The 26532-nt window shown below is 69.0% G+C and carries 22 protein-coding genes; 9 read left to right on the top strand and 13 right to left on the bottom strand.

All coding sequences use genetic code 11. The features are described from left to right. Positions 1–5: 5 nt before the first annotated feature. From D7V77_RS00370 to D7V77_RS00360, 3 genes are all read left to right on the top strand, one after another. The gene (locus D7V77_RS00370; protein WP_120574262.1) at positions 6–854 is read left to right on the top strand and encodes an MBL fold metallo-hydrolase; all 849 of its coding nucleotides are present in this window, start codon (positions 6–8) and stop codon (positions 852–854) included. Between the two features lie 29 nt (positions 855–883). Beyond that, on the top strand, positions 884–2044 hold the full coding sequence (locus tag D7V77_RS00365; protein ID WP_120574261.1) for an FAD-dependent monooxygenase: 1161 nt from the start codon (positions 884–886) through the stop codon (positions 2042–2044). A 144-nt stretch (positions 2045–2188) separates the two neighbouring features. Then, positions 2189–2635 (top strand): hypothetical protein, encoded by a 447-nt coding sequence (locus D7V77_RS00360; RefSeq protein WP_120574260.1) that lies wholly within the window; start codon positions 2189–2191, stop codon positions 2633–2635. Here the strand turns inward: D7V77_RS00360 and D7V77_RS00355 are convergent, their stop codons facing one another. The 4 genes from D7V77_RS00355 to D7V77_RS00340 form a co-directional block, all read right to left on the bottom strand. Next, on the bottom strand, positions 2636–3400 hold the full coding sequence (locus D7V77_RS00355; RefSeq protein WP_120574259.1) for an alpha/beta fold hydrolase: 765 nt from the start codon (positions 3398–3400) through the stop codon (positions 2636–2638). A gap of 14 nt (positions 3401–3414) precedes the next feature. After that, a complete protein-coding gene (locus D7V77_RS00350; RefSeq protein ID WP_120574258.1) occupies positions 3415–4974 on the bottom strand; it encodes a mucoidy inhibitor MuiA family protein in 1560 nt (519 codons plus the stop codon). Continuing rightward, a complete protein-coding gene (locus tag D7V77_RS00345; RefSeq protein WP_120574257.1) occupies positions 4974–7199 on the bottom strand; it encodes a DUF4139 domain-containing protein in 2226 nt (741 codons plus the stop codon). Before D7V77_RS00345 ends, D7V77_RS00350 begins: the two co-directional genes overlap by 1 nt. A 128-nt stretch (positions 7200–7327) precedes the next feature. After that, the gene (locus tag D7V77_RS00340; RefSeq protein ID WP_233596532.1) at positions 7328–8251 is read right to left on the bottom strand and encodes a hypothetical protein; all 924 of its coding nucleotides are present in this window, start codon (positions 8249–8251) and stop codon (positions 7328–7330) included. 118 nt (positions 8252–8369) lie between these two features. On the opposite strand from D7V77_RS00340, the gene D7V77_RS00335 reads away from it, so the two are divergent. The 4 genes from D7V77_RS00335 (at position 8370) to D7V77_RS00320 (ending at position 16057) form a co-directional block, all read left to right on the top strand. Next, a complete protein-coding gene (locus tag D7V77_RS00335; protein WP_120574256.1) occupies positions 8370–9362 on the top strand; it encodes an alpha/beta fold hydrolase in 993 nt (330 codons plus the stop codon). Positions 9363–9421: 59 nt separating this feature from the next. Next, complete coding sequence (locus D7V77_RS00330) at positions 9422–12346, top strand: FAD-binding protein (RefSeq protein WP_120574255.1); 2925 nt, start codon at positions 9422–9424, stop codon at positions 12344–12346. Positions 12347–12357: 11 nt separating this feature from the next. Beyond that, positions 12358–13566, top strand: a complete 1209-nt coding sequence (locus tag D7V77_RS00325; RefSeq protein WP_120574254.1) for a hypothetical protein — start codon at positions 12358–12360, stop codon at positions 13564–13566. Positions 13567–13648: 82 nt separating this feature from the next. Continuing rightward, a complete protein-coding gene (locus tag D7V77_RS00320; RefSeq protein ID WP_120574253.1) occupies positions 13649–16057 on the top strand; it encodes a PAS domain S-box protein in 2409 nt (802 codons plus the stop codon). On the opposite strand, the gene D7V77_RS00315 is transcribed toward D7V77_RS00320, so the two are convergent. The 5 genes from D7V77_RS00315 to D7V77_RS00295 form a co-directional block, all read right to left on the bottom strand. Continuing rightward, positions 16054–16599, bottom strand: coding sequence for a D-alanyl-D-alanine carboxypeptidase family protein (locus D7V77_RS00315; protein ID WP_120574252.1), 546 nt, complete (start codon positions 16597–16599; stop codon positions 16054–16056). The two genes, D7V77_RS00320 and D7V77_RS00315, sit on opposite strands and share 4 nt — an antisense overlap. Before the next feature lie 121 nt (positions 16600–16720). Further along, the gene (locus tag D7V77_RS00310) at positions 16721–17122 is read right to left on the bottom strand and encodes an MGMT family protein (RefSeq protein WP_120574251.1); all 402 of its coding nucleotides are present in this window, start codon (positions 17120–17122) and stop codon (positions 16721–16723) included. Positions 17123–17210: 88 nt separating this feature from the next. Next, positions 17211–17969, bottom strand: a complete 759-nt coding sequence (locus D7V77_RS00305; protein WP_120574250.1) for a hypothetical protein — start codon at positions 17967–17969, stop codon at positions 17211–17213. After that, entirely contained in the window at positions 17966–19573 is a 1608-nt protein-coding gene (locus D7V77_RS00300) for a patatin-like phospholipase family protein (protein WP_233596530.1), read from the bottom strand. Before D7V77_RS00300 ends, D7V77_RS00305 begins: the two co-directional genes overlap by 4 nt. A 56-nt stretch (positions 19574–19629) precedes the next feature. Beyond that, entirely contained in the window at positions 19630–20490 is an 861-nt protein-coding gene (locus D7V77_RS00295; protein ID WP_120574249.1) for an alpha/beta fold hydrolase, read from the bottom strand. 89 nt (positions 20491–20579) lie between these two features. Here D7V77_RS00295 and D7V77_RS00290 point away from each other — a divergent pair, with 89 nt between their 5' ends. Both D7V77_RS00290 and D7V77_RS00285 read left to right on the top strand, forming a co-directional pair. Beyond that, positions 20580–20933: a hypothetical protein gene (locus D7V77_RS00290; RefSeq protein WP_120574248.1), complete on the top strand. Its 354-nt coding sequence runs from the start codon at positions 20580–20582 to the stop codon at positions 20931–20933. Next, positions 20930–21196: a hypothetical protein gene (locus tag D7V77_RS00285; protein WP_120574247.1), complete on the top strand. Its 267-nt coding sequence runs from the start codon at positions 20930–20932 to the stop codon at positions 21194–21196. Before D7V77_RS00290 ends, D7V77_RS00285 begins: the two co-directional genes overlap by 4 nt. 11 nt (positions 21197–21207) lie before the next feature. Here the strand turns inward: D7V77_RS00285 and D7V77_RS00280 are convergent, their stop codons facing one another. The 4 genes from D7V77_RS00280 to dgcN all read right to left on the bottom strand — a co-directional run bounded on the left by D7V77_RS00280 (position 21208) and on the right by dgcN (position 26531). Beyond that, complete coding sequence (locus D7V77_RS00280) at positions 21208–22836, bottom strand: cell division protein FtsK (RefSeq protein ID WP_120574246.1); 1629 nt, start codon at positions 22834–22836, stop codon at positions 21208–21210. 49 nt (positions 22837–22885) lie between these two features. Further along, positions 22886–24526 carry a DUF2339 domain-containing protein gene (locus D7V77_RS00275; protein ID WP_120574245.1) on the bottom strand — a complete coding sequence of 547 codons (1641 nt, stop codon included), beginning with the start codon at positions 24524–24526 and terminating at the stop codon, positions 22886–22888. 202 nt (positions 24527–24728) lie between these two features. Continuing rightward, positions 24729–25457 (bottom strand): YebC/PmpR family DNA-binding transcriptional regulator, encoded by a 729-nt coding sequence (locus tag D7V77_RS00270; protein ID WP_120574244.1) that lies wholly within the window; start codon positions 25455–25457, stop codon positions 24729–24731. 60 nt (positions 25458–25517) lie between these two features. Continuing rightward, positions 25518–26531 carry an N-acetyltransferase DgcN gene (gene dgcN / locus D7V77_RS00265; RefSeq protein ID WP_120574243.1) on the bottom strand — a complete coding sequence of 338 codons (1014 nt, stop codon included), beginning with the start codon at positions 26529–26531 and terminating at the stop codon, positions 25518–25520. Position 26532: the final 1 nt, after the last annotated feature.

Here is a 26532-nt window from a genome sequence, read left to right as displayed (position 1 = left end):
CGCGCATGCTGACCGAGGTGCAGGCGGGCCCCTATACCGTGCGCGGCGTGTCCGTGGGCGGCGTGTACACGTCGCTCCTGGTGCCGGAGTTGGGGGTGCTGCTCGACGCGGGCATCCCCATCCGCTCCTTCGCCACCACGGACCGCATCTTCCTCAGCCACGGGCATGCGGACCATGCGAGCGCGCTGGGCTCGCTGCTGGGCATCCGCGCGCTCGTGGGCAAGGGGCCGCCGTTCGTCTATCTGCCGGCGGAGATTGAAGCGCCCGTGCAGGAGGCGCTCGCGGCCCTGGGGCGCCTGCACCGGATGAAGTCGGAGGTCCGCACCGTTCCCCTGCGCCCCGGTGACACCGTGAAGGTGCAGCAGGACGTGTGGGTCCGTGCCTTTCGCACGCACCATCCCGTGCCGTCGCTGGGCTACCAGTTCCTCCGCCGCGTCGCGAAGCTCAAGCCGGAGTTCCGCGAGCTGCCTCCGGCGGAGATTGGCCGCCGTCGCCAGGCCGGTGAGCCGCTGTTCGATGAAGTCGAGCGGCTGGAGCTGGCCTACTGCACGGATACCCTCTCCAACGTGCTGGAGCGCCAGCCGTCGTTGTTCGACAGCCGCGTGCTCATCCTCGAATGCACGTTCATCGACGCGGAGCGCACCGTGCGCGACGCGCAGGAGCGGGCCCACATCCACCTGGAGGAGATCGCCTCCATGGCGGACCGCTTCCAGAACGAGGCCCTGGTCCTGATGCACTTCAGTCAGGCTTACAGCCCCGCGCAGGTCCACGCGACGCTCCAGGCCCGTCTGCCGGCGTCGCTGCTCGAACGCGTGCGAGTCTTTGCTCCTGACGCCGGCCGCTGGTTCGGTTGACCGCGGCGCCGGCATGACCGGAGGCCGCCATGACGTCCGCATCCACCCGCCACGTCCTCATCGCCGGAGCAGGCATTGGAGGCCTCACGCTGGCCTGTGCCCTCCAGCGCGCGGGCCTTCGCGCCACGGTGTTCGAACGCGCCGACGCGCTGCGCCCGGTGGGTGCGGGCATCATCGTGCAGATGAACGCCGCGGTCGCCCTGCGCCGCATCGGCTTGTGTGACGCGGTGGTCGCGGAGGGCGAGCGAGCCGAGCGGACACTCATCCTCGATTCGACGGGCGCTCGTATCACTGCCATCGATGTGCGCTCGCTCCAGGAGGAATTGGATATCCCGATGGTGGCCATGCACCGCGCGCGCCTCCAGGCGGTCCTTCGCGCCCACGCGGGCCCGGAGGAGGCCGTGCGGCTGGGTGTCAGCGTGACGGGCTTCCAGGACGACGGCGCCCGCGTCACGGTGACGCTGTCCACTGGCGAGACCGTCACCGGCGACGTCCTGGTGGGCGCGGATGGACTGCGCTCCGCCGTGCGGACCGGCCTGCTGGGCGCGCAGCCCACGCGTTACTCCGGCTACACCAGTTGGCGCGGTGTCTGCCCGGGTGCGGACCTCGTGGAGGCGGGGCAGTTCACCGAGACGTGGGGACCCGGGGCCCGCTTCGGCATCGTGCCCATCGGCCATGGCGAGGTGTACTGGTACACCACGCTGAACGCGCCCGCGGGGGCGGAGGATGCGCCGGGTCAGACGCTCGCCGTCCTCCAGGAGCGCTTCGCCGGATGGCACGCGCCCATCGCGAAGCTGCTCGCGGCGACGCCACCCGAGCGCGTCCTGCGCACGGACATCCACGACCGTCCGCCGGTGTCTCGCTGGAGCCGGGGCAGGGTGACGCTGTTGGGTGACGCCGCGCATCCCATGACTCCGAACCTGGGGCAGGGCGGCTGTCAGGCCATCGAGGACGGCGTGGTGCTGGGGGAATGTCTCGCGGCGCCGGGCAGTGTGGAGGGCGCACTGCGTCTGTATGAGTCCCGTCGGGTGAAACGTGCCAACGCGCTGGTCGTGCGCTCACATCAGGTGGGACGTGTGGCCCAGTGGGAGAATGGAGCCGCGCGCTTTGTCCGTGATGCACTATTCCGGCGAGTCCCGCAGTCGGCCGCGAGACGCCAGCTATGGACGCTGGTCCAAGGCGTGAGCTGAGACGTATCGGGCTCTATAGAGTTTGTCTTTGCCAGGAGAGAGAGCAGCCTGCCCTGGCGGGGGGAACTCATGCAGACGAAGCCCACGCGGCTTGCCGCCCTTGTTCTTGTGTCAGCGGCTTCCTGTCAACGTGCTGAAACACCGGTGGCTGACGCACGACCTCCTACGCCGCCAGCCGCTCCCAATGTCGTCACCGGGACGCCGGATACAGGGGCCGGAGACGTCAACGCCCGCATCCAGAGCGTCCTCGGAGAACCCGCGAAGTACGAACAGGCCTTCGCGGCGTTCCAGAAGGCGGTGGCCGCGCACGACGCGAAGGCGGTCGCGGCCCTGGTGGCGTATCCCTTCACCGCGAACGTGGGCGGCAGGAAGGTGAAGCTGCCCGACGCCGCGGCGTTCGTGAGGCACTACGACGTCATCGTCACGCCGGCCATCGCCAACGTCATCACCCGGCAGCGCTACGCGGACCTCTTCGTCAACGCCGACGGCGTGATGTTCGGCCAGGGCGAAGCGTGGCTCAACGGCATCTGCAAGGACGCCGGGTGCAAGGACGTCGATGTCCGCGTCATCGCCATCCAGTCCGCGAATTGATCAGGGCCGTGTGACGGAGGCGAGGAACGGCAGGACGTGCGGCAGCACCTTGGGCGCCTTCGCCCAGGCGCCGCCGTGGTCGGCGTGCTCGATGGTCGCGAACGCCGCGCCGGCCCGCTCCGCTACGGCCTTCATGGAGTCGTGGTACGGGTCCGTCACGCCGCAGTACAGCAGCCCCGGCTTGCCGGATTGCTCCAGTGCCTCATCCAGGCCCGCCGAGGTCTCACAGGCCTTCATGCACAGCCGGAGCGCGTCCAGGTCTCCCGCGTCGATGGCCTCCGCCAGCTCCGGCGCGCGCCGTGCTCCCAGCAGGAGCACCTGGAACCAGTCGACGCTCGTGCCGGGCTTGAGCTGCTTCTCCATGGCCGCGTAGGCCACGGGCAGGCCCACCACCGGATCCCAGCCGCCCACCACGTAGGACGCCAGCCGCTCCGACGCGAAGGACGCCAGGCCACACACCGTCCAGCCGCCCATCGAGTAGCCCCACGCGTGGGCCCGGTCGATGGAGAGCGTGTCGAGCACCGACAGCGCGTCCTCCACGCGATGCTTCAGCGCGTAGGCCTCCAGGTCGTGCGGCGTGTCGCTCTGGCCATGCCCCAGCGAGTCGAACGTCACCACCGTGTACGCATCCGTCAGCGCGGGCATGTATCCCTTGAGCGACCAGTGCGAGCCCAACTGGAGCAGGCCGTGCAGGAGCAGCAGGGGAGGGCCGTGGCCCTGGACCTCGTAGTGGATGCGGCGGCCGGACTTCGTCGCGAAGGGCATGGCGTGGCGATTCCCTACAGGCCCGCGACCTTCGCGGCGCGGGCCACCGTGAAGCCGAAGTCCACCGTCTGCCGGGAGCGCGCTGGCACGTTCAATTCGAAGCGCACGATGCCCTCGGCGCTCACCTTCGTGGGCGCGGGCTTCGCGGCGTCCTTGAGCAGCGCCACCTCCACGGCCTCCACCTCCGACACCGGCATGCGCTCCTCCACCGCGAGAGCCGTGGGCTTCGCGCCCATGTTGGAGATGAACAGCTTCACCTTCTGCGTGCGGGTGCGCCGGCCCGTGATGCGAGCGACCTCCTCGCCCACGTCCACCTGCCGCGACACGCGCAGCGAGTCCTCGCTGCCGAAGCCCAACTTCACGCGCTCGCCCCGGCCCGCGAACTTCAACTGCGCGCGGCCCACGTAGCCGCTGTTGCGCACCAGGTCCACCGGCCCCGCGAGCAACACCGCCGGCCCCGTGTTGTCGAACTTCGCCACGCGGTGCACCAGCGGTGACTGCTCCGGGCAGGCCACCAGCTCCGACGTGGCCGGCGACGTGAACGCGAACAGCGCCACGCGGTGCGCCTCGCCGTCCGACGGCACCGTGGCCTTGTGCGGCGCGGACAGCGTCACCGCTTCGCCGCCGTCGTCCATGCCGGGCAGCGCGTCCGCCGCCTTCGTCGCTCCCGCTTCGCCCGTCTCCTGGAGGGACTCCTCGCGCATGGAGACGTCCACCACCTGCTTCTCGCGCGACGTCTTCTCCCGCAGGAAGAGCCAGTCCTCCGTGAGCCGGGGCGGCGTGGCGCCCAGCGTGGGCCGCGCCGTGGAGAAGGCCAGCGTCACGTCCTTCCACGCCTCGCCGGTGTTCTGCCAGACCACGGCCTCGCACTCCAACTTCACCGAGGACGCCGCCTCCGCGAGACCCAACACCGCGCGGTAGGCCGGCCGCCACGCGGCGCACGGCACCAGGTAGCTGAGCGTCAACGTCGCTTCACCGCCCGCTGCGTGGCTCACGTCCAGCTCTGCGCGCACGTCCAGCCTGGGCTCCGGCATCTCCGTGCGGGACAGCACGTCGCGGGACTCCTGGATGTGCTGCCGCTCCAGGCGCCCCAGCTCACGGCGGGCCTGCCGCAGTTGATCGTCGGTCGCGGTCTGCTCCTGGCGGACCGTCGCGAGCTGTTCCTTCCATCGCGCAGGATCCGCTTCACCCGCGCCGGTGCGCTCGGAGATGGAACGGAGGATGTCCCGGCGCGCGGTCTCCAGCAGGCCGTGCTTCGCCTCCAGGCGCCGCACCTCCGCCTGGGCGCGCGCCAGCACCTGCTCGCGTTCGAAGGCGCGGCGGGCCAGCTCCGAGTGGTGCTCGCGCAGGGCTTCGGGCAGCACCGCGCGCATGGAACGGCGCAGGCTGGCCTGGGTCACCATGCCGCCGGTGAGCTTCGCCTGGAGCGAGCGGTCCACCGCCACCGCCGGCAGCCCGTCCACCACGAGACGGCAGGGACCCGGCGGCAGCGTCACCGTGCCGCTGCGCTCGACGAGCGCCCGGTCCTCCAGGACCGTCACCTTGATCAGGGGCAACAGAATGGAAGTGCGCATCACGTCCTCCGGTTCCCGCCGTTCAGCATCTTGCTGGCGGGCAGCTTCACGACCCACGACGCCTTCATCGAGCGCTTCTCTCCAGCGGGGACGCTCACGCGCCACACCCGCTCGCCCTCCACCGCCTCTTCACCCGGGAGCGGCGAGGCCTTCTGCCAGGGCGGTGCCACCTCCGCCTCCTCCACCTTGATGTCCTTCTGGGATTCGGGGACCGCGCTGATCCGCTCGGAGATGGCGATGTTCGCGGCGCGCGAGAGGTGGTTGGCCACCTCCACGGAGACGTGGTGCGTGAGCACCGTGCTGTTGCCGAACATGCCGCCCGTGGCCTCGTCGAAGCGGGTGTTGCGCGCCACCTGGAGCGCTTCCTCCACGCCCAGGCCCAGCCGCTGCGTCTCGCCCGGCCCCAGCGTGGGCATGGGCGACGTCATCAGGAACTCGTCGCCGAGCGTCACGTCCACAGGCCCCGCGAGCAGCGGATGCGGCGAGGCGTTGTCCATGCGCACCGTGCGGAAGACCCGCGGCTCCACGGAGGGCACGCACACGTATTCGGCCTTGAGCACCAGGGGCACCGTCAGCATCGGCACGGTGTGCCACGCGCCATCGGACGGCACGTCCGCGACGGCGTCCGAGTCGAAGCGCGCATCGAAGTGGCGGGCGGAGTCGTGTGGCGGCACGGCCCAGGTGGGGGGCGCCACGCTGTTCACGGACTCGGCGATGACGAAGGCCTGCGCCTCCAGGCGCACCACCTCCACCTGCACGTTCACCGACGTGATGGACAGCATCGCCTGGGAGACGAGCGCGGAGCGGGGACGCAACCGGCCGCGCTGCGCCTGGGAGGCCGCGGAGGCCAGCGTCAGCGAGTCGTAGTCGAACAGACGGTCCGCCGGCTCCAGGCCAGCCGCGCTCCGGAGATCATCGCCGGCGCCACCCTCGCCTTCGTCCATCGACATGTCCTCCATCGGGGCGCCATCGAAGTCGTCCTCCGCGACCGCGCGCTTCTTGTTGCGCATGCGATCCATGCCGCCACCGCCGCGGGGTGCGGGCATGCTCTGTGCCGGGACGGCGCCGGTGACGCTGCGGGCCGCCGAGGGACGAACCGCTCCCAGAAAAGCCCCCGAGGACTTCGGTGCCGGCGCCATGGGCGCCGGCGGAGGAGGCGCGGACATGCTGGGCGCCGCTCCGGGCGCGCCTCCGTACGAGGCCGACTCCTCCTTGTAGCTCTTCTCCTGCTCGTAGGCGCCTTCAGGCATGACCGGCATGGGCTGCGGCTGAGGCTTGGGAAGGACCGGCTCCGGGCGGGCGACGTGCAGGGTGTCGTAACCCGCGAACAGCTCCTCCAGGCCCGGCGCGGGTTCACGCCACCCCGAGCGCGCGGGGGCCGGCTGGCTGCGGCCGATGCGCAGCGACTTCAGCTCTGGCACCTCCGCGCGCCGCTCCAGGCTCGCGGTGGAGACCGCCAGCCGCACGCCGCTCCAGTCCTCGCCGGTCCGCTGGACAACGGCGGCGCGCATGCGCAGCGTGCCTTCCTCCAGCGTGCGCGGCAGGCGCAGGTCGTAGGTGGGCACCCAGCGCGCACCGGCCACCGCGTACTCCAGCACCAGCCGCGCGTCCGCGTTCGCGGCGATGGGGCCGGACAGCGTCAGCAGCGCCGCGCGGAACAGCCGGGTCCGGTCCACGCTCTTCGCGGAGGACAGCTCCTGGACGCGGCGGCGGCGCAGCTCCAGCTCGTTCGTGGCGTCGCGGTGCTGGCGCGCCAGGTCCAGCTCCTGGGCCTGCAACTCCGCCAGCTCCGAGTCCACGAAGCCGGTGAGGGACAGCATCGAGGACAGCGGCGCCTCGCGTGGGAGGTGGCCCTTGCGCGGGGCCGGCCAGGTGGGCGTCAGCCCGCGCAGCGCCGAGATCTCCGCGCGAACCCGCTCCAGCCGGCCATGCACGGCCGCCAGGATGGCCTCCGCCGCTTCGAGCGCGTGCTGCTCCGCGGGCAGCGCCGACTCCGGCGGCATCCGCACGTCGAACGTGGGCTTGAGGTCGCGGACGAGGAGGTCCGACGGCCCCTCCACCACCCGGGCGCGCAGCGAACCCGTGCGCAGGGACAGTGGCAGGCCGTCGATGCGGACCTGGCCGGGCAGGCGACCGTCCTCGGGCGAGAGCACGAATGCGCGCGTGCACAGCGCGCCCTCGGCGTGAACGGTGACGGATTCCAGGACGGACGACACGACTCTCATGGGCCCCCTCTTCCGTGGAGAGGCCCGCAGGCTACCCCGAGGCCGCCGCGAATGGCGACCGGGGAGAAGAGGGGGCAAGGCTTTCCACGGCGCGGATCACGCACCGCGCCGTGGGGCACCGGGCGACATCAGAACGCGCGGTTCACGGCGTACGCGCAGATCATGTGCTCGGCCTTGTACGTGTTCGCGCCGGGGAGGCCGTCAATGGGGCCGGTGTAGCCAAAGGACCGGCCCACCGTCTGCACGCGGGTCCAGTAGATGGAGCCGGGGATGCCATCGTCCTCGGAGGAGGTGCGAGGGCCGCCGCGCCGGTTCAGTTCGCGCGCGGTGATGCGCACGCGGATCTTCTCCGTGTTCGGCCCCGTTACGCCGTCGATGGGGCCCGTGTAGCCGTAGTCGCGCCTGCCCACCGTCTGGATGCGCTTGTAATAGATTTCACCCGGGATGCCGTCGAACTCGGTGGTCGTCTGCGGCAGGCTGCTCGAACCGCCGCCCGGAGACTGGCCGCCGCCGGCGATCTTCCCGCCCGCGTAGTCCATGGACCAGCCCAGGTATCGCGCGCCCGTCTTCGACGAGTAGCCGGAGACGCTGTTGACGCCAATCGCATCCCCCCACGACTGGGAGAGGTTGTACGTGGCCATGAACACCGTGCCGCCGCCGCCGTTCAGGTCCGCGCCCACGTGGCCCGCGGAGCCGATGTCCCACCAGTGGAAGGCCCCGGTCAGCGCCTTGGACGCGTCCGTGGAGACGATGCGCGAAGCGCGGTAGGCCTCGATGGCGGTGGGGCGCACGGCGGAGTCCGGAAGCTGCCCGAAGCGGACCATCAGCGAACCGCACCACTGGTTCCACGAACCCCCGTCGCGCTTGGGATTGGCGGCGGCGTACGCGCGCGCCCGGTCGTAGATGGGCGAGTTCGCTTCGCCCTCCACCGTGCCAATGGCAGACACGTCCATCCCAGGGGCTTCCAGCTCCGGGCCGCCGCACGCGGCCAGCATCAGGCCCGCCGACACCAGCAGGGCAGGGGACCACGTCATCCAGTTCAAGCGAATCATCTGTCTCCAAGGGGGGATTCAGCGAGGGTTGGAAAATTACGCTGAAGTCTAGCCAGGCCTGATTTGCGACCTTGAGCCCGTTCCGTTGTCGCGGTGGGGCATGCAAAGGTTTCCACCCATGCGAACGTCCTGGCTTCGTCTGTCGTGGGTGCTGTTGCTTTCCGCCTGTGCGACCACGCCGTCACCGCCGCCCGGCGGCCCGGTGGATCCACTGCACCAGGTGAGCCGGGTGCGGGTGGCCCCGGAGGTAGAGCTGGAGGTGCTCGACTACGGCGGCAAGGGTCCGGCGCTGGTGTTCCTGCCGGGCCTGGGCAGCACGGCCCATGTCTTCGACGTGCTGGCGCCGGAGTTCATCGCCACGCACCACGTCTATGCCTTCACCCGGCGCGGCTTCGGCGCGTCGAGCTGGCCGGCCACCGGCTACGACAGCGCGACGTTGGGGCACGACGTGCTGGCCGCGATGGAGGGCCTGGGGCTCGCGAAGGCGACGCTCGCGGGGCACTCGCTCGCGGGGGATGAGCTGAACTGGATGGGGCTGAATCATCCAGAGCGCGTGGAGGCGCTCATCTTCCTGGACGCCACGGACAACAAGGGAGAGATCGCCGAGTTCCTGAAGCCGGGCCCGTTGCCGCCGCTGCCGTTCACCGTGCTCGACGGGCAGCCGTCACGTGAGGCGGTGACAGCGCTGCTGGCGCGCGACCTGGGCGGACCGTTCCCGCCGCACGAGATTGATCAGGCGTATGAGTTCGACGCTGGCACGGGCGCGTACCTGCGCTACCACCGCTTGCCGGAGGCCACGGAGCAGTGCATCCGGGGCGCGGCCTTGCCGGACTACGCGAAGCTGCGGGGCCCGGTGCTGGCCCTCTCCGACGGCCAGGCCTTCGCGGGTTGGGTGGCGTTTCTGGCCCAGGCGGAGAACGTCCCCGCCGACCTGCGCGAGCGGGCGCGCGCGTTCCTTCCGGAGCTGAGCCAGCGCGAGGCGGCCCAGGACGCCCTTCTCAAGAGCCTGCCGAACTGGAAGCTCGTGACGCTCCAGGGCGCGGGGCACTACCTCTGGCTCCCACGGCAGGCGGACGTCGTCTCCGAGATGCGCGCGTTCCTCGCGCGGTAGGAACGCACGGAGTCGGGTGTTGATGCCTAACGTGACCGGATCCTCGAAAGAGCACCACCATGGCGAAACTTTCCCTGAAGAATGCCCGCGCGCTCCAATCGTCCTTCAAAGGACGCATCACGTCCTCGCACGAAGCTCAAGCAGAGTTCTACGACAAGCCCACGGTCCTTGTTCCTGAGTCGACTGACGACGTTGAGAAGGCACTGCGCCTGGCACAAGCCGCCAACCGGCGCGTGTTCATTCGAAGCGGCCACAGCCTATCGGTCTCTGATGTGAGCAAGGTGGGCACTCCTGAGAGCAAGGAGGCTGCCGCGATCGTCAGCATGGAGGCATTCCGAAACGTCGACGTCGGTGAACAGCGGGTCACCGTCGGGGCCGCGGCGACAACGGGCGATGTCGCCAGGAAGCTGATCAACAAGGACCTCTTCCTTCCGCTCGATGACAACCCGACACAGAGCATTGTGTCGGCCGTTCTCAGCATGGACTCGTCACCGTTTCTTCGCAGCGGAGCCGGACTCCTCCCGCTCCGCGGCGCTGTCGTGGAGGCCGAGGTCATCCCGACCGAAGGCCCCGGCGCAGGCGTCACCAAGACGTTCCACAACAAATCGCTTCGCGATCTTCTGGCCGGCCGTCGCCGCGCGGTCATCACGAAGCTTGTTTTTGACGCCGCTGCCTCGAAAACGGATGAATCCGCCCGCTGGACGCAGGCCTGGATGACGTCCTATGCGCCAAAGGGCTTCGCGGCTTTGTGTGACGCGCTCTTCGGCGGCGGATCCTCTGTTCCTGAGCACGTCGACCTGAGCGTCCGCGTGACGTCGGCCGCGTATTCGATGAGTCTCATCGTCGTCCGCGCCACGGGGCACGACGCCGCCGACAGCGAGGCAACCGAAGCGGTCGTTCAAGCTGCCTTGAGTCGTGCAAAGCTTACCGTCCTCGATTCCAATCGGGTGACGAGTCCTGGCTCCAGCATCGCCGCCTGGGTTGCGACGGGCCCGAACGCCGCGGCACAGGACGAAACGCTGAGGCGGTTTGGCAGCAACCCCGTGCCGCGGCCATTCGCCAGGTTCCGGCAAAAATTTCTTGATGCCGTGGACTTCGCTATCGGCGTTAGCGCCCGCACCGGTCGCGAGCGTGCACCCGGTATCCGAGCTTGGGCCGAGCTTCAGCTCGCGCCGGGCAGTGACGTGGTCGCCCGCGCGCAGATTTCCGACGCGAAGGCTGAGAAAAAGGTCGCTCAAGAGGCGCGGCGGCGCATGGCCGCGGCCATCCCCGCCGACAAGGTTTCGCCCACGGCCGCGGTCAATAAACGAGCGTTGGTTCGGCGCGCCTCCACCAGGGTTGCGCTGCGCGGCGTCAAGGTCTTGCCTGCGCTCTCATCTACGCCTGGCTTCGACCTGGTCTCCAGCAACCGGGCTGGAAGCGACAAGATTCCTGGCTTTGAAGGTGAGGTGTTCGATAAGTCGGACGGCGCCAGCTATCTTGAGGCAATCCATCAGTACGCTGTCTCGTCATACTCGTCGCAGGTCGTGGACGCGCGCATGACCCCGCGGTTCGTCGCAATGGCGGAGAACGCCATGGATGTGACGACGGCCGTTGCGTTCGCCGCGATGAACAACCTCAAGGTCGTGGCCAGGTCTGGCGGGCACCAATACTGCGGCCTTTCGTCGGGCGGCAAAGACACCCTGCTCCTGGACATGACGCTCTTTGTGGATGTCGAGTTCTTGCCGTCCACGGGCACGCCGACCCAGGTCACGGTGGGGCCGGGGGTGGCGCTGAAAGACTTGTCAAAGAAGCTGCTGGAGAAGGGCGTCGCGATACCTCATGGCGAGTGCCCACTCGTAAGGCTCGGGGGGCACGTACAGACGGGTGGTATCGGCCACCAGCTTCGCAGTCTCGGCGCAACCTTGGATTGGGTTCGCTCATTCAAGATGGTGACGCGCGATCCGGGGTCGCCCGGAGCCGACGTATACGTAGAGCGTGAGTTCACCCGGCCTCAATCCGGAGGTGGCACGGGTACGCCGACAGACAGCGACGTGTTCAGAGCCGTCCTCGGCGGCGGCCCGGGCAGCTGGGGAGTCTTGACGGAGATCACCTTCGATCTGGTGCCCGACGACAAGTACCCCAATTCGGAAGGTTACTCTTATACATACCTGTACCCGTCTGGTAGGGATGGCTTCCGCGCCGCGATGGGTCAACTCCAGCGGTGGGCGGAGCGACAGGCGGAAGGCACGCTGCCGCTGGGAATCGACCTCTTTCTCAGCGTCGTTTCAGGCGACTTCAACCAACTGCGACCAGCCGTGCTGCTCGTGGAAGTCATGTGTAGAGACAAGGCGGGTCTGGGGGAAATCAAGGCCGTTGTGGAGGCGATCGAGGAGGGCGCCGCGTGTGCCCCCATTGCCCGCCCGATCAATGGTCCAGCCAGGCTCTCGACCATCGCCGATACCGGCGTCCGCGAGATCGGTGTGTTTGGTCTTCCCGCGAGCGGCCGTGAGTTCGACTTGCCGTATAAGAAGTCGCTCCACATCACAATGAAGCCGTTTTCGGACGCTTTCCGTGACCGCTTCGTTGACCTTGTCAACGCGACCTACGAGCACGATGGCCTGAAAGTGGTGGTCCAGACGGTCGTCGGCGGCGGCGAATTCAGCGCGAATGGGCAGAAGAAGGTGACGCACATGCAGCGGCGCGATGCCCTCGTACAGCTCGTCTTCGACGTGTTCTACAAGTCCGGACACGAGGCCGACGCCGAGAAACTCCAAGCCGAGATGAAGTCCTTGCTGAAGGAGTTTAGCGGAGGCGAGGACGTGCGCATGAGCTGGGGCACTTTCGAAGACGCGAACACGAACAGCCAGCAACTCGACATGAGCCGGAGCCAGGTCCAAAGCCTCTACTACGACTCCAAGGCCGATTACGAATGGCTGCGGAAAATCAAAAAATACACCGATCCCAAGGACGTTTTTCACACGTCCTTCACCGTGCAGCTGTGAGGTCGCCCGCAATGCGTTGGAGAGTCTTTGTCTGCCCCGCCGTCCTGGTCCTGAGCGCCTGCTCGGAATCATCCGATCCCGACCCCACTCCCAGGCGTCCGCTGAAGGCGGTCCTGTTCCCATACATCCCCGACTCCGCGGGGGACAGCTTCGCCAGCCTGGAGCAGCGGCTGGAGTCCGACTTCGAAGCGGCCCATCCGGACATCGACCTGGACGTCGTCTTTGACGCCAACCTGGATGTCTATGACCTGGATGAAGGAGGGACGCTGAACCAGTTGCTCGGCACGGAGGCCAGCGCCGCCCAGGTGGTGGAGGTGGACACGCTGATCCTCGGCTCGCTCGCGGAGAAGAAGTGGATCCAGCCGGTCGCGCTGGAGGCGGGCGTCGTGCATTCCGCGGCGGAGGAGGCGGTCCGCATTGGCGGTGCGAACTACGGCGTGCCCACCTACCTTTGCACCAACGTCGTCTATTCGCGGACCACGAACATCCGGTCCGCGACGGACAGCGCCTCGCTCGTGCGAATCCTTCGCGAGGCGGCGCCCGGCAAGCGCCCGTTGGCGACGAACCTCGATGGGAGCTGGACGCTGCCTTCCTCGTACATCGATGCCTGGGCGGACACGCATCCGGGGGATGCGCTCGCGAGCGCCATCTCGCTGCCGCTCGACTCACCGACCCTGAACGCGTTCGCGGACGTCGTCGACAGCTGCTCGCTCGAAGCGGGCGTCAATCCGTGCCTGGATGGCAGCTACGCGGACAACACGGTGGCGGAAGTGGCCTTCGCCCAGGAGCAGGCCAACGGCTTCATGGGCTACACCGAGCGCCTGTTCTACATCCTCCAGTCACAGCCCTCCATGCCGCTCCCGGAGGTCATCTCGGTCCCGTTGGGCGCGGGCTCGGCGCCGGCGGTCTTCGTGGATGCGCTGGTGCTCAACGCGAACTGCACGGGGACGTGCGCGGAGGATGCCCGGGCCTTCACGTCGTTCATGCAGGCCCCCGAGACGCGCAGCCTCATCGCCTTCAGTGAAGACGGCCCCCAGGGTACCCGGCCTCGCTACCTGCTCCAGGCCAACCGCGCCTTCTATCAGCAGGAGCCCGCACGCTCCGACCCCATGTACCAGCAGTATGAAACCCTCCTGAGCGGAGCGCGGCCCTATCCCAACCAGCGCTTCCCGGAGAACCGGAAGGCGCTCCAGGCGGCCCTGCTGGAAGCCCTCCAGTAACGCCGGGCGGGCAGCGTCTGGCACATGGGCGGGCGAGCCCCCATCGTTGAAGGGGGAAGAGTCCGTCCCCTCCACGCGTCCCATGGCCCGCCTGCACGACAGCCCAGCGCATCCGTCTCCACGTGGCCCGCCACCGGAGTACAGCAGCCTCCTCGACGCCGTGCTCGCCAGCATGGGCGAGGGGCTGCTGGTGGCGGATGAGCACCAGCACCTCGTGTTCATCAACCCGATGGGGGAACACATCCTGGGCATGGGGCCCACCGACGAGCCGGTCAGCCGCTGGCCGGCGCATTTCGGGCTCTACTTGCCGGACCAGGTCACGCTCTATCCGTCCGAGCGCCTGCCCATGAGCCGGGCGCTCCGGGGGGAGACCGTCAGCCGCGCGGAGGTCTTCCTGCGCAATACCTCAAGGCCGGCGGGGACCTGGCTGCACGTCAGCTCCAGTCCGGTTCGCGACGGGGCCGGCCAGGTGCGCGGTGGCGCCTCCGTCATCAGCGACGTCACCGACTTCAAGCGGGCCGAGGACGCGGCGCGCGAGGGCGAAGAGAAGTACCGGTCGCTCTACAACACCACGCCCGTGATGATGCAATCCATTGATCCACGCGGGCGGCTCATCAGCGTCAGCGACTACTGGTTGAGCACGTTGGGCTACGCGCGCGCGGAGGTGCTCGGGCGCGAATCGGTGGAGTTCCTCACGCCGGAGTCCCGGCGGTACGCCCGCGAGGTCGTCCTGCCCGAGTATTACAAGACAGGGGTGTGCAAGGACGTGCCGTACCAGCTCGTGAAGAAGGACGGGCAGCTCATCGACGTCCTGCTGTCCGCCATCGTGGAGCGGGACACCTCCGGCAAGATGGTCCGTTCGCTCGCGGTGCTGAACGACGTGACCGAGCGGAAGCGAACGGAGGAGGCGTTGCAGGAGAGCGAGCAGCGGCTGCGCGCCATCCTGGACAACGCGCCGACCGTGTTCTTCCTCCTGGATACGCAGGAGCGCTTCCTCTTCGTGAACCGCGAGTGGGAGCGGCTCTTCCACCGCACCCGGCAACAGGTCGCCGGCAGGACGGTCTTCGATGTCTTTCCCCGGGACATCGCGGAGACGCTGCACCAGGCCAACCGGGACATCTTCCAGAGCCGGGTCCCCGTGCAACGGGAGGAGCGGCTCCCGCACGACGATGGGATCCACGTCCACCTCACGCAGAAGTTCCCGCTCCTCGACGCCAATGGGGTTGCCTACGCGCTCTGTGGAGTCGCCACCGACATCACCGAGCGCAAGCGGATGGAGGTGTCACAGCGGTTCCTGGCCGAGGCGAGCAGCGAGTTGGTGGCCTCGCTCGATCCTGAAACCACGCTCCAGCGCGTCGCCGAGCTGGCCGTGCCCCTGCTGGCGGAGCTGTGTGTCTTCTTCGTGCGGACGGACGGCGTGGGTCTGCGGCCGGTGGCGGTGGCGGACCGTTCGCCGGCCCGCGCCGCGAGCGTACGGGAGTTCCTGCGACGCCATCCGCCGGAGCCGGAGTCCCTCCACGGTCCAGCCCGGGTGCTGGCCACGGGAGAGTCGGAGGTCTCCGAAGCGTCACAGGGCCTGTGGGATCCCGACGAGCTGCCGGAGGACCTGCGGCCGCTCGACGACCGGCCTTCGCTCGGCGTGCCCCTCCAGGCGCGGGGCCGCACCCTGGGCGTGCTGTATCTCCTCTCTCCTGATCCGGGGCGCACGTATTCACCGGCGGAGCTGGCCTTGACGGAGGAGCTCGGCCGCCGGGCTGCCTTCTCCATCGACAACGCGCAGCTCTATTGCTCGGCGCAGGAGTCCATCCGCGCGAGGGACGAATTCCTGTCCATTGCCTCCCATGAGCTGAAGACCCCGCTGACCTCCATGCGGTTGCGGGTGCAGCAGATGGAGTCCGTGCTCGTGGGAGCGCGCCCCCTGTCCCCGGAAAGGGTGAAGCGGATGCTGGAGGTCTTCGAATCCCAGCTCCAGCGGCTGTCGCATCTGGCGGAGCACCTGCTCGACGTCTCCCGCGTCAACGAGAAGCGGATCGACCTGCACCTGGAGGAGATGGACCTGATGGCGGTGGCGCGGCACGTGGCAGGCCACGTCGCGGAGCAGCTGCAGAAAGCAGGCTGCGAGTTCGAACTGGTGGCCCGGGAGCCGGTGTGGGGGAGCTGGGATCGGCTGCGGCTGGAGCAGGTCATGCTCAACCTGCTGACCAACGCGATGAAGTATGGCGCGGGTCATCCCATCCGGATGGAGGTGGCGAAGCACTTGGGGAGGGCGCGGCTCACCGTCGAGGACCAAGGCATGGGCATTCCGTTCGAATCCCAGGCACGCATCTTCGAGCGCTTCGAGCGCGCCTCCTCACGCAACTACGGAGGGCTCGGCTTGGGGCTCTTCATCACGCGACGCATCGTCGAGGCGCACGGTGGAAGCATCCGCGTCGAGAGCGAGCCGGATCACGGCGCGAAGTTCATCGTGGAACTGCCGCCTCACGCGGCCTAGCTCGCGTCCTGGCGGACCACGGCGGGCGTGGGCTCCACGTCCAGGGGACGGCCCATGCAGTCCTCGCCGTCGTCGGGCGCCGAGGTGCTCTTGGGCCGGTACTCCCAGTGCCACGGCTCCGACGCCACGGTGCGGCGGAAGCCGAAGCGGCACGCGTTGCCCGCGAGCCAGTCATACGTGGGGGACGCTTCCTCGCTGCCCACGACCAGGTCCACCGCGAGCCCGCGGTTGTGATTGGAGCGGCCCGGCCGCGCGGCCTTGGGCCCCAGTCCCTTGCGGTAGCGGCGCCACAGGAAGCGCTGCTGCTGATACGAACGCCACCCGCTCGTGACGAGCAGGGGCTGCCCCGCCGTGCGCGCCGCCTCCGCCATGCGCTCGAAGGCGGACGCCGCGTCGCGGTGGAGACGGTGGCCGGTGTGGATCCGTACCAGGCGCGGTGCCTTCGCCTTGGCCCTGCGAACCTTGGCTTCCTTCGCGAACCCGACGGGTGCCAGCAGACAAATCAGGAGCGCGAGGCCCCAGCGGAGCAGGGGAGAGGACATTCTTCGGAGGTCCAAGCAGTGGGCGAGGACCTGAGGCTGACGCCTTTATTCCGCTCTGAAAAGCAGGCGGGCCTGCGAGCGCTTTCCGCTCGTATCCGGTCGCCCGGACGCTCCGTGAGCCCTAGAAGAGCTTGAGCTGCGCGTCGGGTGCGGGCGCGTCCTTGGGCGGCAGCACACTGAAGCCGTTGGCGCGTGCCCAGGCCTCGCTCGGGCCCTTCCAGTGGTGCGCGTCCATGCGCGCGTGGCCCGCGTCATCGAAGGCGACGCCCTCGGCCTCCAGCAGCTCGCGCTGGCGGTGGCCGGAGGTGCTGATGCCTCCCGTGCGGTTGATGATGCGCTGCCACGGCACGGTCGACGCTCGCGACCCCAGCGCCGCCATCGCATGGCCCACGGTGCGCGCATCACAGGCCCCGCCGACGATGGTGGCGATGTCTCCGTAGGTGGCCACCTGTCCGGACGGCACCTGTTCGCAGACGCGGTAGATGCGCTCGTACGGGTCCTGCGTGTCGGTGGGGGATGTCATCGGGTCTCCGGGCTGGGGCTGCCCGAATCCTACTCATGGCATCCACCGATGCACGCGAAACCCGAGGCGTCCCCCGAGGCCATTCACCTCAAGGGTGCTCCTTCGCTTCGGTGAAGACCGGTTCGTTCCGCCGGATGCGTTCGAAGATTTCGCCGTGGTCGATTTCGCCGAGGTCGATGTCGCAGAGGCCGGGCACCAGGAAGGCGGAGGCCCACGATGCGGCCTCCTCTCCGGAGCGCCCGTTCTCGAAGCGATGCTCCGTGCGGAGTTCTCCGTAGCACGCGACCTCGTGATCATTCTCATCCAGGAAGCGCGTCTCCAGGTTGCCCGCCACGATGAGACTCTCATCGTTGTAGACGCCCTGGATGACGTCCCGGACCACCAGGTCGCCCAGGACCAGGAAGTTCCCCGACGTCCGCAGCCCCTTGGCGACACAGCGGCCCAGGACCACGATGGTGGAATCCGGCCCGCAGTCGTCCAGGAATCCATCGACCTCCAGGTCGCCCAGCACGAGGAGGGGACAGGTGACGAGCAGCGAGCCGGGAGCCTTCGCGTTGCCGGTCACGACCGTGGCCTTGGACAGCGACGCATCCAGGACGGCGTCCACGGGCTCAAGGAACTCGCGCATCACCACTGCGGCCAGGCCGACATGCGACACGGGCCCGGGACACAGCGCCTTCGCGAGCGCGGCGGGCTGGAGGGGAGCGTCCTTGGGGAACGCCCTCCCCAGGGTCGTGATCAGGGGCGTGCCCTGATGGGAGAGCGCATCCCGGAGGGCGCCGTCCAGTCGGGCGAGCGTGGCCTCCGCGCGCGGAAGGAAGTCGTTCTTGGAAAGGAGCATGGTCATGCCGCCACGGCCTGTCGTTCTTGCGACGGCGCACCGGCCTGGTTGAGCACCGCCCATTCCTGGCGCAGGCGCTCATACAGGGCATTCAGCGGCTGGCCCGGCGCTTCGTACTGCCCGGCGTGGTGCTCCACGATGTGGCGCAGGAGCACGTAGCAGATGGTGGCCGCGCCCGCGCTCTCCACCGCGGTGAATTGAGCCTTGTCCGTGAACCAGAGCGTGGTGGGCATCTGACAGGCCTGCGTGCCCAGGGCCACCAGGTGCGCACCGGGCTTGAGCCACGGGTGCTTCGCGAACAGGTTGGGCCGGTCCACCGTGAGCGCGGAGATGAGGTTGGAGATGCGCCGGTCCTTGAACCGCGAGTCCCCATACACCTGACCGAACACGAGCCCGCGTACCCGCTTCATGAACACCTGGGTCGTCAGCGCCAGCAGCGACGTCGCGCGGAGCACCAGCATCTGCGTGAACTCCGGCACGGTGAGCTTCTTGAACGAAGGCCAGACGTCCAGGTCCATCTGCCGCTTCACCAGGGTGATCACGTCCGTCAGCCGCGCACGCACCCAGACCAGCGCCGTCGCCACCGACGCCGTCAGCACGCCGGGGATGAGGTAGAGGAAGTAGTCCTTGGGCTCCCAGTTGCCCTCGCGAGCGGTCTCGAACCCGCGCCACGCGAGGATGGCGGCGGAGAGCAGGGTGAGGAAGAAGAGGCCGTAGGCCAACCAGGAGACGCCGTTCAGCGTCACCCAGCCGCGCTTCGTCGGGTTCTCCGGAACGTTGTACATCTCCGGGCTCTGCACGCTGACGTCGGAGATGAGCAGCGTGGGCGGCGGATCCGCCCGGTTGAACGCGAGCAACAGGCTGTCGATGCCCTGGTTGTCGTAGATGCCGCCGTCCATCAGTGGCAGGCCGTTCTGGAAGCCCGGGCCCAGCGCCGCCTGCGCGGTGGCGAGCGGATAGCCCTGGGGCCAGTGGAACTGCTGCGGGAACACCAGCGGTTCGAAGCCGCCCGGGAAGCACGACGACGCGGCGGCGATGTCGGCCAACCGGACGTGGCTGGCCACCGGTCGAGGCATCCGGTAGCCGTTGTTGCCCAGGAGGGTGAGCGGGTTGTTGCTGCGCCGGAAGCGGAAGTCCAGGCCGGTATGGAACTCGGTGGTGTTGAAGATGGCCTCCTGGAACTGGAGCCCGCTTGCGTCCAGGACCTCGCCGAAGCGCCGGTCGCCCAGGAAGTCGGGCCGGGCGTAGACCTCCGCGGCGGACCGGATGAGGCTGGCCCAGGCATGGCTGCCGTGGTCGCGGTTGGAGGTCAGCCCCGTCAGGGCCTCCGCGATCACATTCGTCTGAAGCAGGTACGCCGAGAACGTCTCGTGAAACGCCTTGAACGGCTTGCCGTCCAACTGGCTCACCACCCAGGCCAGGCCCGTGAGCGTGCCACCGGACACCGTGGACAGGCCCACGACATCGGACAGAAGTCCCACGGTGTCGAGGAACCGCAGCGTCCCCAGGTGGAACGCCGCCGCGCGGTAACCCCCACCGGACAGGGACAGCGCGAGCGGTCCGAGCGGACCGTGTTTCTCGGAGACAGGGGCTGCGGAGTCTTGGCTCATGGTGAGATTCGAGGCGCGGCGGGGAGGACGGCGGGAGCTTAGGCCAGCGGCGCGCTCTACCGGTACGCGGTGGCGGACTGGCGGGAGCCCTCCGCGGCGTCCAGGTGCTCCTTCAGGAGCGCGTTGACGCGGTCCGGGAAGCGCAGGGGCACGCCGTGCGAGGCATGGGGGAGCTCCACGAAGCGGGCGCCAGGAATTCCCGCCGCCAGGGCCTGACCGGCGGTGGGGGGCGCGATGGGGTCGTGCGTGGCGCTCACGACCAGGGTCGGCAGGCCCGCCAGCCCCTGGAGGAACGGAGTCGCGTCCGCGTTCCGCATGGCCCGGAACTGGCGCATCGCCACGGGAGGCTGGTCCGCGAGGTCATGGTCGAACAGCTCCGCGAGCTGCTCCGCCAGGGCGTCCTTGTCGGCGTGGGCCAACTCCTCGGGTGCCAGCACCATGCGCAGGAAGGCGTGGCGCCGCATGCGCCGCGTGCCGACCTGGGTCCGCAGGCCCATGAGCAGCAGGCCCGGCGTGAGCCGGGTGGGCACCGCGCCCGTCGCGAACGTGCACAGCAGCGCGAGGCTGCGCACCCGCTCGCGTGCCTGGTGTGCGAGGTACAGCGCCACCAGCCCGCCCAGCGAGTGCCCCATGACGTGCGCGCTCTTCCATCCCTGCGCGTCCATCAAGGCGAGCACGTCGTCAGCCATCATCTCCACCGTGAGCGCGTCGCCCGGCGGCTGGCTGGCGCCGAAGCCCCGGTTGTCCAGGCAGAGACACCGGAAGTGGGATGCCAGGCCTTCCACCTGCGGCCGCCACCCCGTGGCGCCGACGCCGACCCCCTGGATCATCACCACCGGAGGACCGTCCCCCTCCACGAACCAGCTCAGCGTGCAGCCCCGGTGCAGGGTGCTGTGTCGGAGGTAGGCGAGGCTCATGAGGGCTCCGGAAGCAGGGAGGCGCGAAGGCTATCCTGTCCCCAGTGGGACTGTTGCTTCGCGTGGGCGTTCGGCCATGCTCCCATCCCATGCCAATTCCTTCCTCGCATCGTCGCAAGGTCGCCTCGACGGCACTCTTCTGCGCGGGACTCGCGCTGGGCTGGCCCCTGTTCGCGGGCGCGAAGCTCCAGGGTGGGGTGTGTGATCCGCTGAATGACGAAGCCGACGGCATCCGGGTGCGGCTCGTGTCGGCCACCGCGGATGGCGTCTCAATCATCCCCGCGCAGGGCACGGGCCCCATTGGCGCCGTCTACAACGTGTGGGCCGTGCGGCCGGAGGCAGGAGCGACCGGTGACTTCGCGAGGGCCACGCTCTTCGAAGCCGAGCCGACGGAAGGCACGGGAGAGCTCTACCGGGACCTCAGCCTCCAGAGGCAGCCATGAGGAAGCTTGGCATCGTGCTCGCGGGCATGCTGACGAGTGCCCTGGCCTCCTCGCTGTTGACGGCCTGTTGTCCGGATCGCCCCCCGCGCGTGGTCTTCAAGCTTCCCTTCGGAAACTACGGAGTGACGACCCCCACGGCGGACACGAACTATCGCCTCTTCCTCTCCGAGGACGGCGTCACGGTGGTGGAGACGTTCGAGCGCGGGGGCAAGGCCTACCGGCAGGAGTACCGGGTGACGGACCGGCAGCAGACCGACATCTAAGGCCGCGCCCGTCAAGGGACCGTGTAGAGCCCGACGACGTTCGGGTCCAGCGTGGCGCTGGAGATGCGCAGGCCGGTGGCGGTGCTGATGCTCGCGACGTCCGTCACGCCCAGGTCCGCCAGTGAGAACGACACGCCTCCCAGCTTGGACTGCACCGTGCCCAGCGGGTTGCCGGTGAGGCTCGCCACGCCGCTGGTGTACGAGACGGTCGCCAGCGCGGTGGACGTGTTGCCCGCCGCCGAGCTGGTGAAGTCGCTCGCGAGCAGCGCCAGCGAGTAGCTGCCCACGACCTGGTTGGACGCGTTGATCAGCGTGACGGTGGCGTCGTCGCCGAGCGTCGTGGAAGTGGGCGTGCTGTCCACGATGAAGAAGCGCGTCTTCGTGGTGAACGCCGCGCCGAATTGGAAGTGGCCGGCGTTCAGGTTGTTCGTGCCATCGTGGATGCTCAGCCCGGTGGAGGCCGCGTTGGCGTTCGCGGGCACCGTGCCCCGGGCGCTGGGCGTGTTGGTGCTCGTGATGCCGTTGGCCGTAGCACCCACGAGGTTCGTGAACGTGCCCTCCGACGTCGTGAGCGCTGCGAGCTGCGTGTTGCCGGTGACGTTGGCCGGTGCCCCCGCCGTCACCGAGCCCGTGAAGGTCGCGCCAGTGACACGCAGGCGCGTGGGCGCGTTGCCGACCGGATCCGGCAGCGTGGTGATTTCATGGGCGATGCGGTGGAGGTTCGCCGCATCGGCCGTGCTGATGCCCAGGTCGGCTGCCGCGCTGCCGGCGCCCGTCGCCAGACCGCGGGGATCCGCCTGGGTGATCTTCGCGAACAGCACCGCCGCGGACAGGTAGCTGCCGTACTTGCTGGAGTGCCGGCTGTCCTGGGTGCTCCACAGGTTGAACATCCCCGGAGAGATGCCATCCGCGGGATTCGGGTCGGCCAGGTTCTGGTCCACCGCGCGCATGTAGCCATCGCCCACGCGGGCGACGCCCGTGAAGCCCAGGTCGCGGTAGGCCTTGAAGTAGGCGTCACGCAGGTCGGTCTGCATCGCCTGGAGCCCCGCGGTCCCGCTCGGGTAGCCCTGCGCGCCCACGGACGTGGGCGACGACCACGTCTCATACAGATACAGGTTCGCGGAAGGATTCGCGGCGCGCACCAGGGTGCGCAGGTCGCGCACGGCATCCGTGAAGCCCGTGGGCGAGCCACCGCGCGAGGTGGGCAGCGGCGTCGTGCTCTGCTCCTGGAACACGACGGAGTTCCAGGTCGACTGACCGATGGTGGAGGCCCGGTTCGTGTGGTGCCACCGGAGCGTCTGGCCGCTGGCCGTCTCCAGGCTCACGTTGAACGTGAAGCCGGCCTGCACGGTCAGCTTCTTGAAGATGCCCGGGATGCCGCCCTGGCCGGAGCCGTTCGTGTCGGTGACGGCGGCCTTGTTGTACGAATAGACGGGCTCCTCGTTGCCGTGCGTGAAGCTGTTGCCCACGAAGAGGATGTTGCCACTGGTGACCGCGGCGGTGGTGCTCTCCAGGTCGTCCTGCTCGGTCTCGGGGAGGGACGCACAGCCCGCCTGGGTCGCGAAGACGCCCCAGACCATCAAGCCCAGCACTCGCGGGTGAACGGCGGCCAATAACGCAATGAGTTGGGACTGGCGCATTTCGCCATCATGACGGAATAACGTGCTTAACGCGAGTTGGTGTCTGTCTTCACCCGCGCCGGTCGCGCAGCCGCGTGTATGTGTATGAGACGAGCAGCAGCATGACGCCCAGCAGGATGAACGTGACCACGCGCTGATCCGGCGGCAGCTTCGCCACGTCCACCAGCACCAGCCGCCCCAAGGCGAGCCCCAGCACCGCCAACGCGGCCAGCCGGTACCAGCGCTCGCGCACCGCGAAGCCCACGCCGAAGAGGAGGAAGGCGGCGATGACCCAGCCCAACGTGACGAGCCCCTGGGGCATCCGCGCGCCCACCAGCGCCACGAGCGACAGCCCCGCGCCCGCCGCGCAGATGGCGGTGAACGCCGTCCGGGCCTCGGGCTCGGGCAGCCCCGCGACTCGCACCGTCCCGCCGCGCTCCACCAGCACGAACGCCACCACCAGCCCGATGAGCAACGTCAGGCGGCCCGGCGTCTCCCATTCACACGCGCCCAGCGCCACATAGAGGATGAGCACGCCCACCCCCCGCAGCACCGGGGACTCGACTCCGCGCGCGGCCAGGCCCGCGACCAACCCCGTCACCGTCCATGCAGCCACCAGCGCGACGTCGTCGTAGCGCGCGGGCATGGCCAGCGCGAACGTCACCGCCGTCAGCGCCAGGTACGTGTGCGTCAGCGCCGTGGGCGCGCGCTGGAGCCTCGACACGATGGCCCCCGCGCCATGTGCCAGCGCGACGACGAGGAGGAAGCCGAAGAGGTGCGAGTCCTGCTCCTGGGAAACTTCGTACGCGCCCAGCGACGTCAGGCCCACCCAGTTGAGCAGCGTGAACGCGAGGCTCGCGCGCACGGGCAGGTCGCGCGGACGCACGAGCAGCGCCACGGTGAACAGCAGGAAGTAGAGCGAGAGGAAGCCCATGCTCAACAGGAGCCGGTCGTCCTCGGGCGCACCTGGCGCCATGTGGCCCGTGCGCACCGCCCAGACGACGTGCGTGCTGTACACCGCCACCAGGCTGGAGAGGGGAACGATGACCCAACGGTTGCGCACCAGGAAGAACAGCGCGCCCGCCGCGAGCAGCGTCGTGGACAGCAGCGTGAACGCGGTGATGTCGCTGAGCATCCCCGTGTGCAGCCCCAGGAACAGCGCGATGCCCGCCACCGTCTCCGACTGCATCCGGTGCGCGATGGTCACGATGGCCACCACGAACCCCGCGAGCAGCACCAGCGCCAGCACCTCGCTGTCGATGACCCGCACCGCCGGGATGAAGTGCAGCGCGTAGGTGACGAAGTACGCGAGCGCCAGACCGCCGCCGAAGACGATGCGCCCGAAGAGCTGGTGCCGCCGCGCCAGCCACAACCCGAACGCACCCAACCCCGCGCTGAGCAGATAGCCCGCGCCCACTCGCGCCAGCACCCCCAGCTCCCCGAAGTGGTACGTGATGAGGTACGCGATGCCGATGATGAGCGCCACGATGCCCAGGCGGCTCAACCAGTAGGTGCCGACATGCGCTTCCAGGTCCCGCTGCTGCTCGGGCACGGCCACCGGGGCCGCGACGGCCGCCGCCGTGGGCAGGGCCACCGGACGCGGCGCCTCCCGGGACTCCAGGCTCGCCAGCCGCGTCTCCAGGGCCGCGACCGTCGCCTCCAACCGCTTCACCGTATCCCGCAGGTCCTGCCCGTCACCTTCGTCCGACATGGACTCCCCTCGTACTCCAGCGCGCATTCCGGCCCGGGGAATCTTCAAGTACGGGCCTGGCGTCCCTTCAGTTTGAGACGAATCCGTTCGCCGGCGTTGATACATCCCGGGCATCAACGCGGCGGAGCTTCAGCAGCTCTGACGCCGCGTGAGCGTGGCAGCGGCCCCCGGGGAGTGCGCACGGGGGCCGGAGGCCGTTGCTTCAGGCGAGGTTGTGGAACACGTGCTGCACGTCGTCGTCCTGCTCCAGCATGTCCACCAGCTTGAGCACCTCCGTGGCCTGCTCCTCGGGCAGCTCCTTCAGGGTGCCGGGCAGGGGGATGTACTCGGACTGGGTGGACGCGGTCGCGATGCCCTTGGCTTCAATCGCGGACATGAGCTTGCCGAAGTCCGCGAACTTGCAGCGCAGGAGCAGCTGCTTCTCGCCCTTCTCGCCCGTGGTCTCGCCCATCTCCTCCAGGCCGTGGTCGATGAGCTCCAGCTCCAGCTCCTCCGCGTTCAGCCCTTCGGCGTCCAGGCGGATGGCGCCCATGCGCTCGAAGAGACGGGAGACGCTGCCCGCCGTGCCCATGCTCCCGCCCAGCTTGGTGAAGGGGAAGCGGACGTTGGCCACGGTGCGCGTGACGTTGTCCGTGGCCGCCTCCACCAGGATGCCCACGCCGTGCGGCGCGAAGCCTTCGTACAGGAGGATCTGGTAGTCGGCCTGGTCCTGACCACTGGCGCGCTTGATGGCGGCGTCCACGTTGGTCTTGGGCATGTTCGCCGCGCGGGCGTTCTGCACGGCCCGGCGCAGCGCGGGGTTCGATTCGATGGTCGGCCCGCCCGCCTTCACCGCGATCACGATGTCCTTCGTGATGCGCGTGAAGACCTTCGCCATCTTGTTCCAGCGGGCGAACATCGTCGCCTTGCGTGTCTCGAAAATGCGTCCCATGGTGTCCTCACTATACCGTGAGCCGCTCCAGTGGAGCGGGTTTCGCAGAAGGGGCCCGTGTCACCCGCGCGGGAAGCGGCTCGCCAGCGCGTCCGCCAGGGGGCCCGCGCCCGTGCGCAGGGGGTCCACGCAGGGCAGGCCATGCGCCCGGCCGGTGGCCTCCAGGAGCGCCAGCGCCTCGTCCTCGCCCAGGTGCTCCGTGTTGATGGCGATGCCCGTGCACTGGATGGCCGGGTTCGTCAGCCGGCCCTCCAGCACCGTGCGGTCGATGACGTCCTGGATGGATGGCAGCGGGTGTTTCACGCCGCGCATGCTCGTGCGCGTGGGCTCGTGACAGACGATGAACGCGTCCGGCTGTGAGCCGTGCAGCAGGCCCAGCGTGACGCCCGCGAAGGAGGGGTGGAACAGCGACCCCTGGCCCTCCACCACGTCCCAGTGGTCCGCGTCGTTCGCGGGCGTGAGCCACTCCGCCGCGCCGGAGACGAAGTCGGACACCACGGCATCCAGCGCCACGCCTCGCCCGGAGATGAGGATGCCCGTCTGCCCGGTGGCCCGGAAGTCCGCCTTCCACCCGCGCTGACGCAGCTCTTTCTCCAGCGCCAGCGCCGTGTACTTCTTGCCCACCGCGCAGTCGGTCCCCACGGTCAGCACGCGCAGGCCGGGCCGCTTCGTGCCCTTTCCCGTGGCGAAGTCCCTGTCCGGGAAGCGCACGTCGTGCAGCTTGCGCCCGTGCTTCGCCGCCGCGGCCGCCACGGCGGGGAACGAAGACAGACGCTTGTGCAGCCCGGTGGCCACGTCCATCCCGGCCTCCATCGCCCGCACCAGCGTGTCCACCCACGCGTCCGCCAGCACGCCGCCCGGATTCACCACGCCCACCACCAGCGTGCGCGCGCCCTTTGCCTTCGCCTGGGCGATGTCCATGTCCGGCAGGCCACAGTCCGCCACGCAGCCCGGGAGGCGCAGTTGACCCACGCACCAGTCGGGCCGCCAGTCCACGATGCCGTGCGCCGTCTTGGCCGCGAGCTGATCCCTCACGTCTCCCAGGAACAGCAGGTAGGGCTTGTCGATGTCCACG

Source organism: Corallococcus sp. CA041A, from assembly GCF_003612075.1.
Taxonomy (GTDB): Bacteria; Myxococcota; Myxococcia; order Myxococcales; family Myxococcaceae; genus Corallococcus; species Corallococcus exiguus.
The sequence above is the reverse complement of the archived record's forward strand: the minus strand, read 5'-3'. Positions and strand labels throughout refer to the sequence as shown.

What these genes read in the sequence shown, in the direction of transcription:
- D7V77_RS00370 (WP_120574262.1), top strand. Translation starts at nt 6, where the DNA reads ATGCTGACCGAGGTGCAGGCGGGCCCCTATACCGTGCGCGGCGTGTCC.
- D7V77_RS00365 (WP_120574261.1), top strand. Translation starts at nt 884, where the DNA reads ATGACGTCCGCATCCACCCGCCACGTCCTCATCGCCGGAGCAGGCATT.
- D7V77_RS00355 (WP_120574259.1), bottom strand. Translation starts at nt 3,400, where the DNA reads ATGCCCTTCGCGACGAAGTCCGGCCGCCGCATCCACTACGAGGTCCAG.
- D7V77_RS00350 (WP_120574258.1), bottom strand. Translation starts at nt 4,974, where the DNA reads ATGCGCACTTCCATTCTGTTGCCCCTGATCAAGGTGACGGTCCTGGAG.
- D7V77_RS00345 (WP_120574257.1), bottom strand. Translation starts at nt 7,199, where the DNA reads ATGAGAGTCGTGTCGTCCGTCCTGGAATCCGTCACCGTTCACGCCGAG.
- D7V77_RS00340 (WP_233596532.1), bottom strand. Translation starts at nt 8,251, where the DNA reads ATGATTCGCTTGAACTGGATGACGTGGTCCCCTGCCCTGCTGGTGTCG.
- D7V77_RS00335 (WP_120574256.1), top strand. Translation starts at nt 8,370, where the DNA reads ATGCGAACGTCCTGGCTTCGTCTGTCGTGGGTGCTGTTGCTTTCCGCC.
- D7V77_RS00330 (WP_120574255.1), top strand. Translation starts at nt 9,422, where the DNA reads ATGGCGAAACTTTCCCTGAAGAATGCCCGCGCGCTCCAATCGTCCTTC.
- D7V77_RS00325 (WP_120574254.1), top strand. Translation starts at nt 12,358, where the DNA reads ATGCGTTGGAGAGTCTTTGTCTGCCCCGCCGTCCTGGTCCTGAGCGCC.
- D7V77_RS00320 (WP_120574253.1), top strand. Translation starts at nt 13,649, where the DNA reads ATGGCCCGCCTGCACGACAGCCCAGCGCATCCGTCTCCACGTGGCCCG.
- D7V77_RS00315 (WP_120574252.1), bottom strand. Translation starts at nt 16,599, where the DNA reads ATGTCCTCTCCCCTGCTCCGCTGGGGCCTCGCGCTCCTGATTTGTCTG.
- D7V77_RS00310 (WP_120574251.1), bottom strand. Translation starts at nt 17,122, where the DNA reads ATGACATCCCCCACCGACACGCAGGACCCGTACGAGCGCATCTACCGC.
- D7V77_RS00305 (WP_120574250.1), bottom strand. Translation starts at nt 17,969, where the DNA reads ATGACCATGCTCCTTTCCAAGAACGACTTCCTTCCGCGCGCGGAGGCC.
- D7V77_RS00300 (WP_233596530.1), bottom strand. Translation starts at nt 19,573, where the DNA reads ATGAGCCAAGACTCCGCAGCCCCTGTCTCCGAGAAACACGGTCCGCTC.
- D7V77_RS00295 (WP_120574249.1), bottom strand. Translation starts at nt 20,490, where the DNA reads ATGAGCCTCGCCTACCTCCGACACAGCACCCTGCACCGGGGCTGCACG.
- D7V77_RS00290 (WP_120574248.1), top strand. Translation starts at nt 20,580, where the DNA reads ATGCCAATTCCTTCCTCGCATCGTCGCAAGGTCGCCTCGACGGCACTC.
- D7V77_RS00285 (WP_120574247.1), top strand. Translation starts at nt 20,930, where the DNA reads ATGAGGAAGCTTGGCATCGTGCTCGCGGGCATGCTGACGAGTGCCCTG.
- D7V77_RS00280 (WP_120574246.1), bottom strand. Translation starts at nt 22,836, where the DNA reads ATGCGCCAGTCCCAACTCATTGCGTTATTGGCCGCCGTTCACCCGCGA.
- D7V77_RS00275 (WP_120574245.1), bottom strand. Translation starts at nt 24,526, where the DNA reads ATGTCGGACGAAGGTGACGGGCAGGACCTGCGGGATACGGTGAAGCGG.
- D7V77_RS00270 (WP_120574244.1), bottom strand. Translation starts at nt 25,457, where the DNA reads ATGGGACGCATTTTCGAGACACGCAAGGCGACGATGTTCGCCCGCTGG.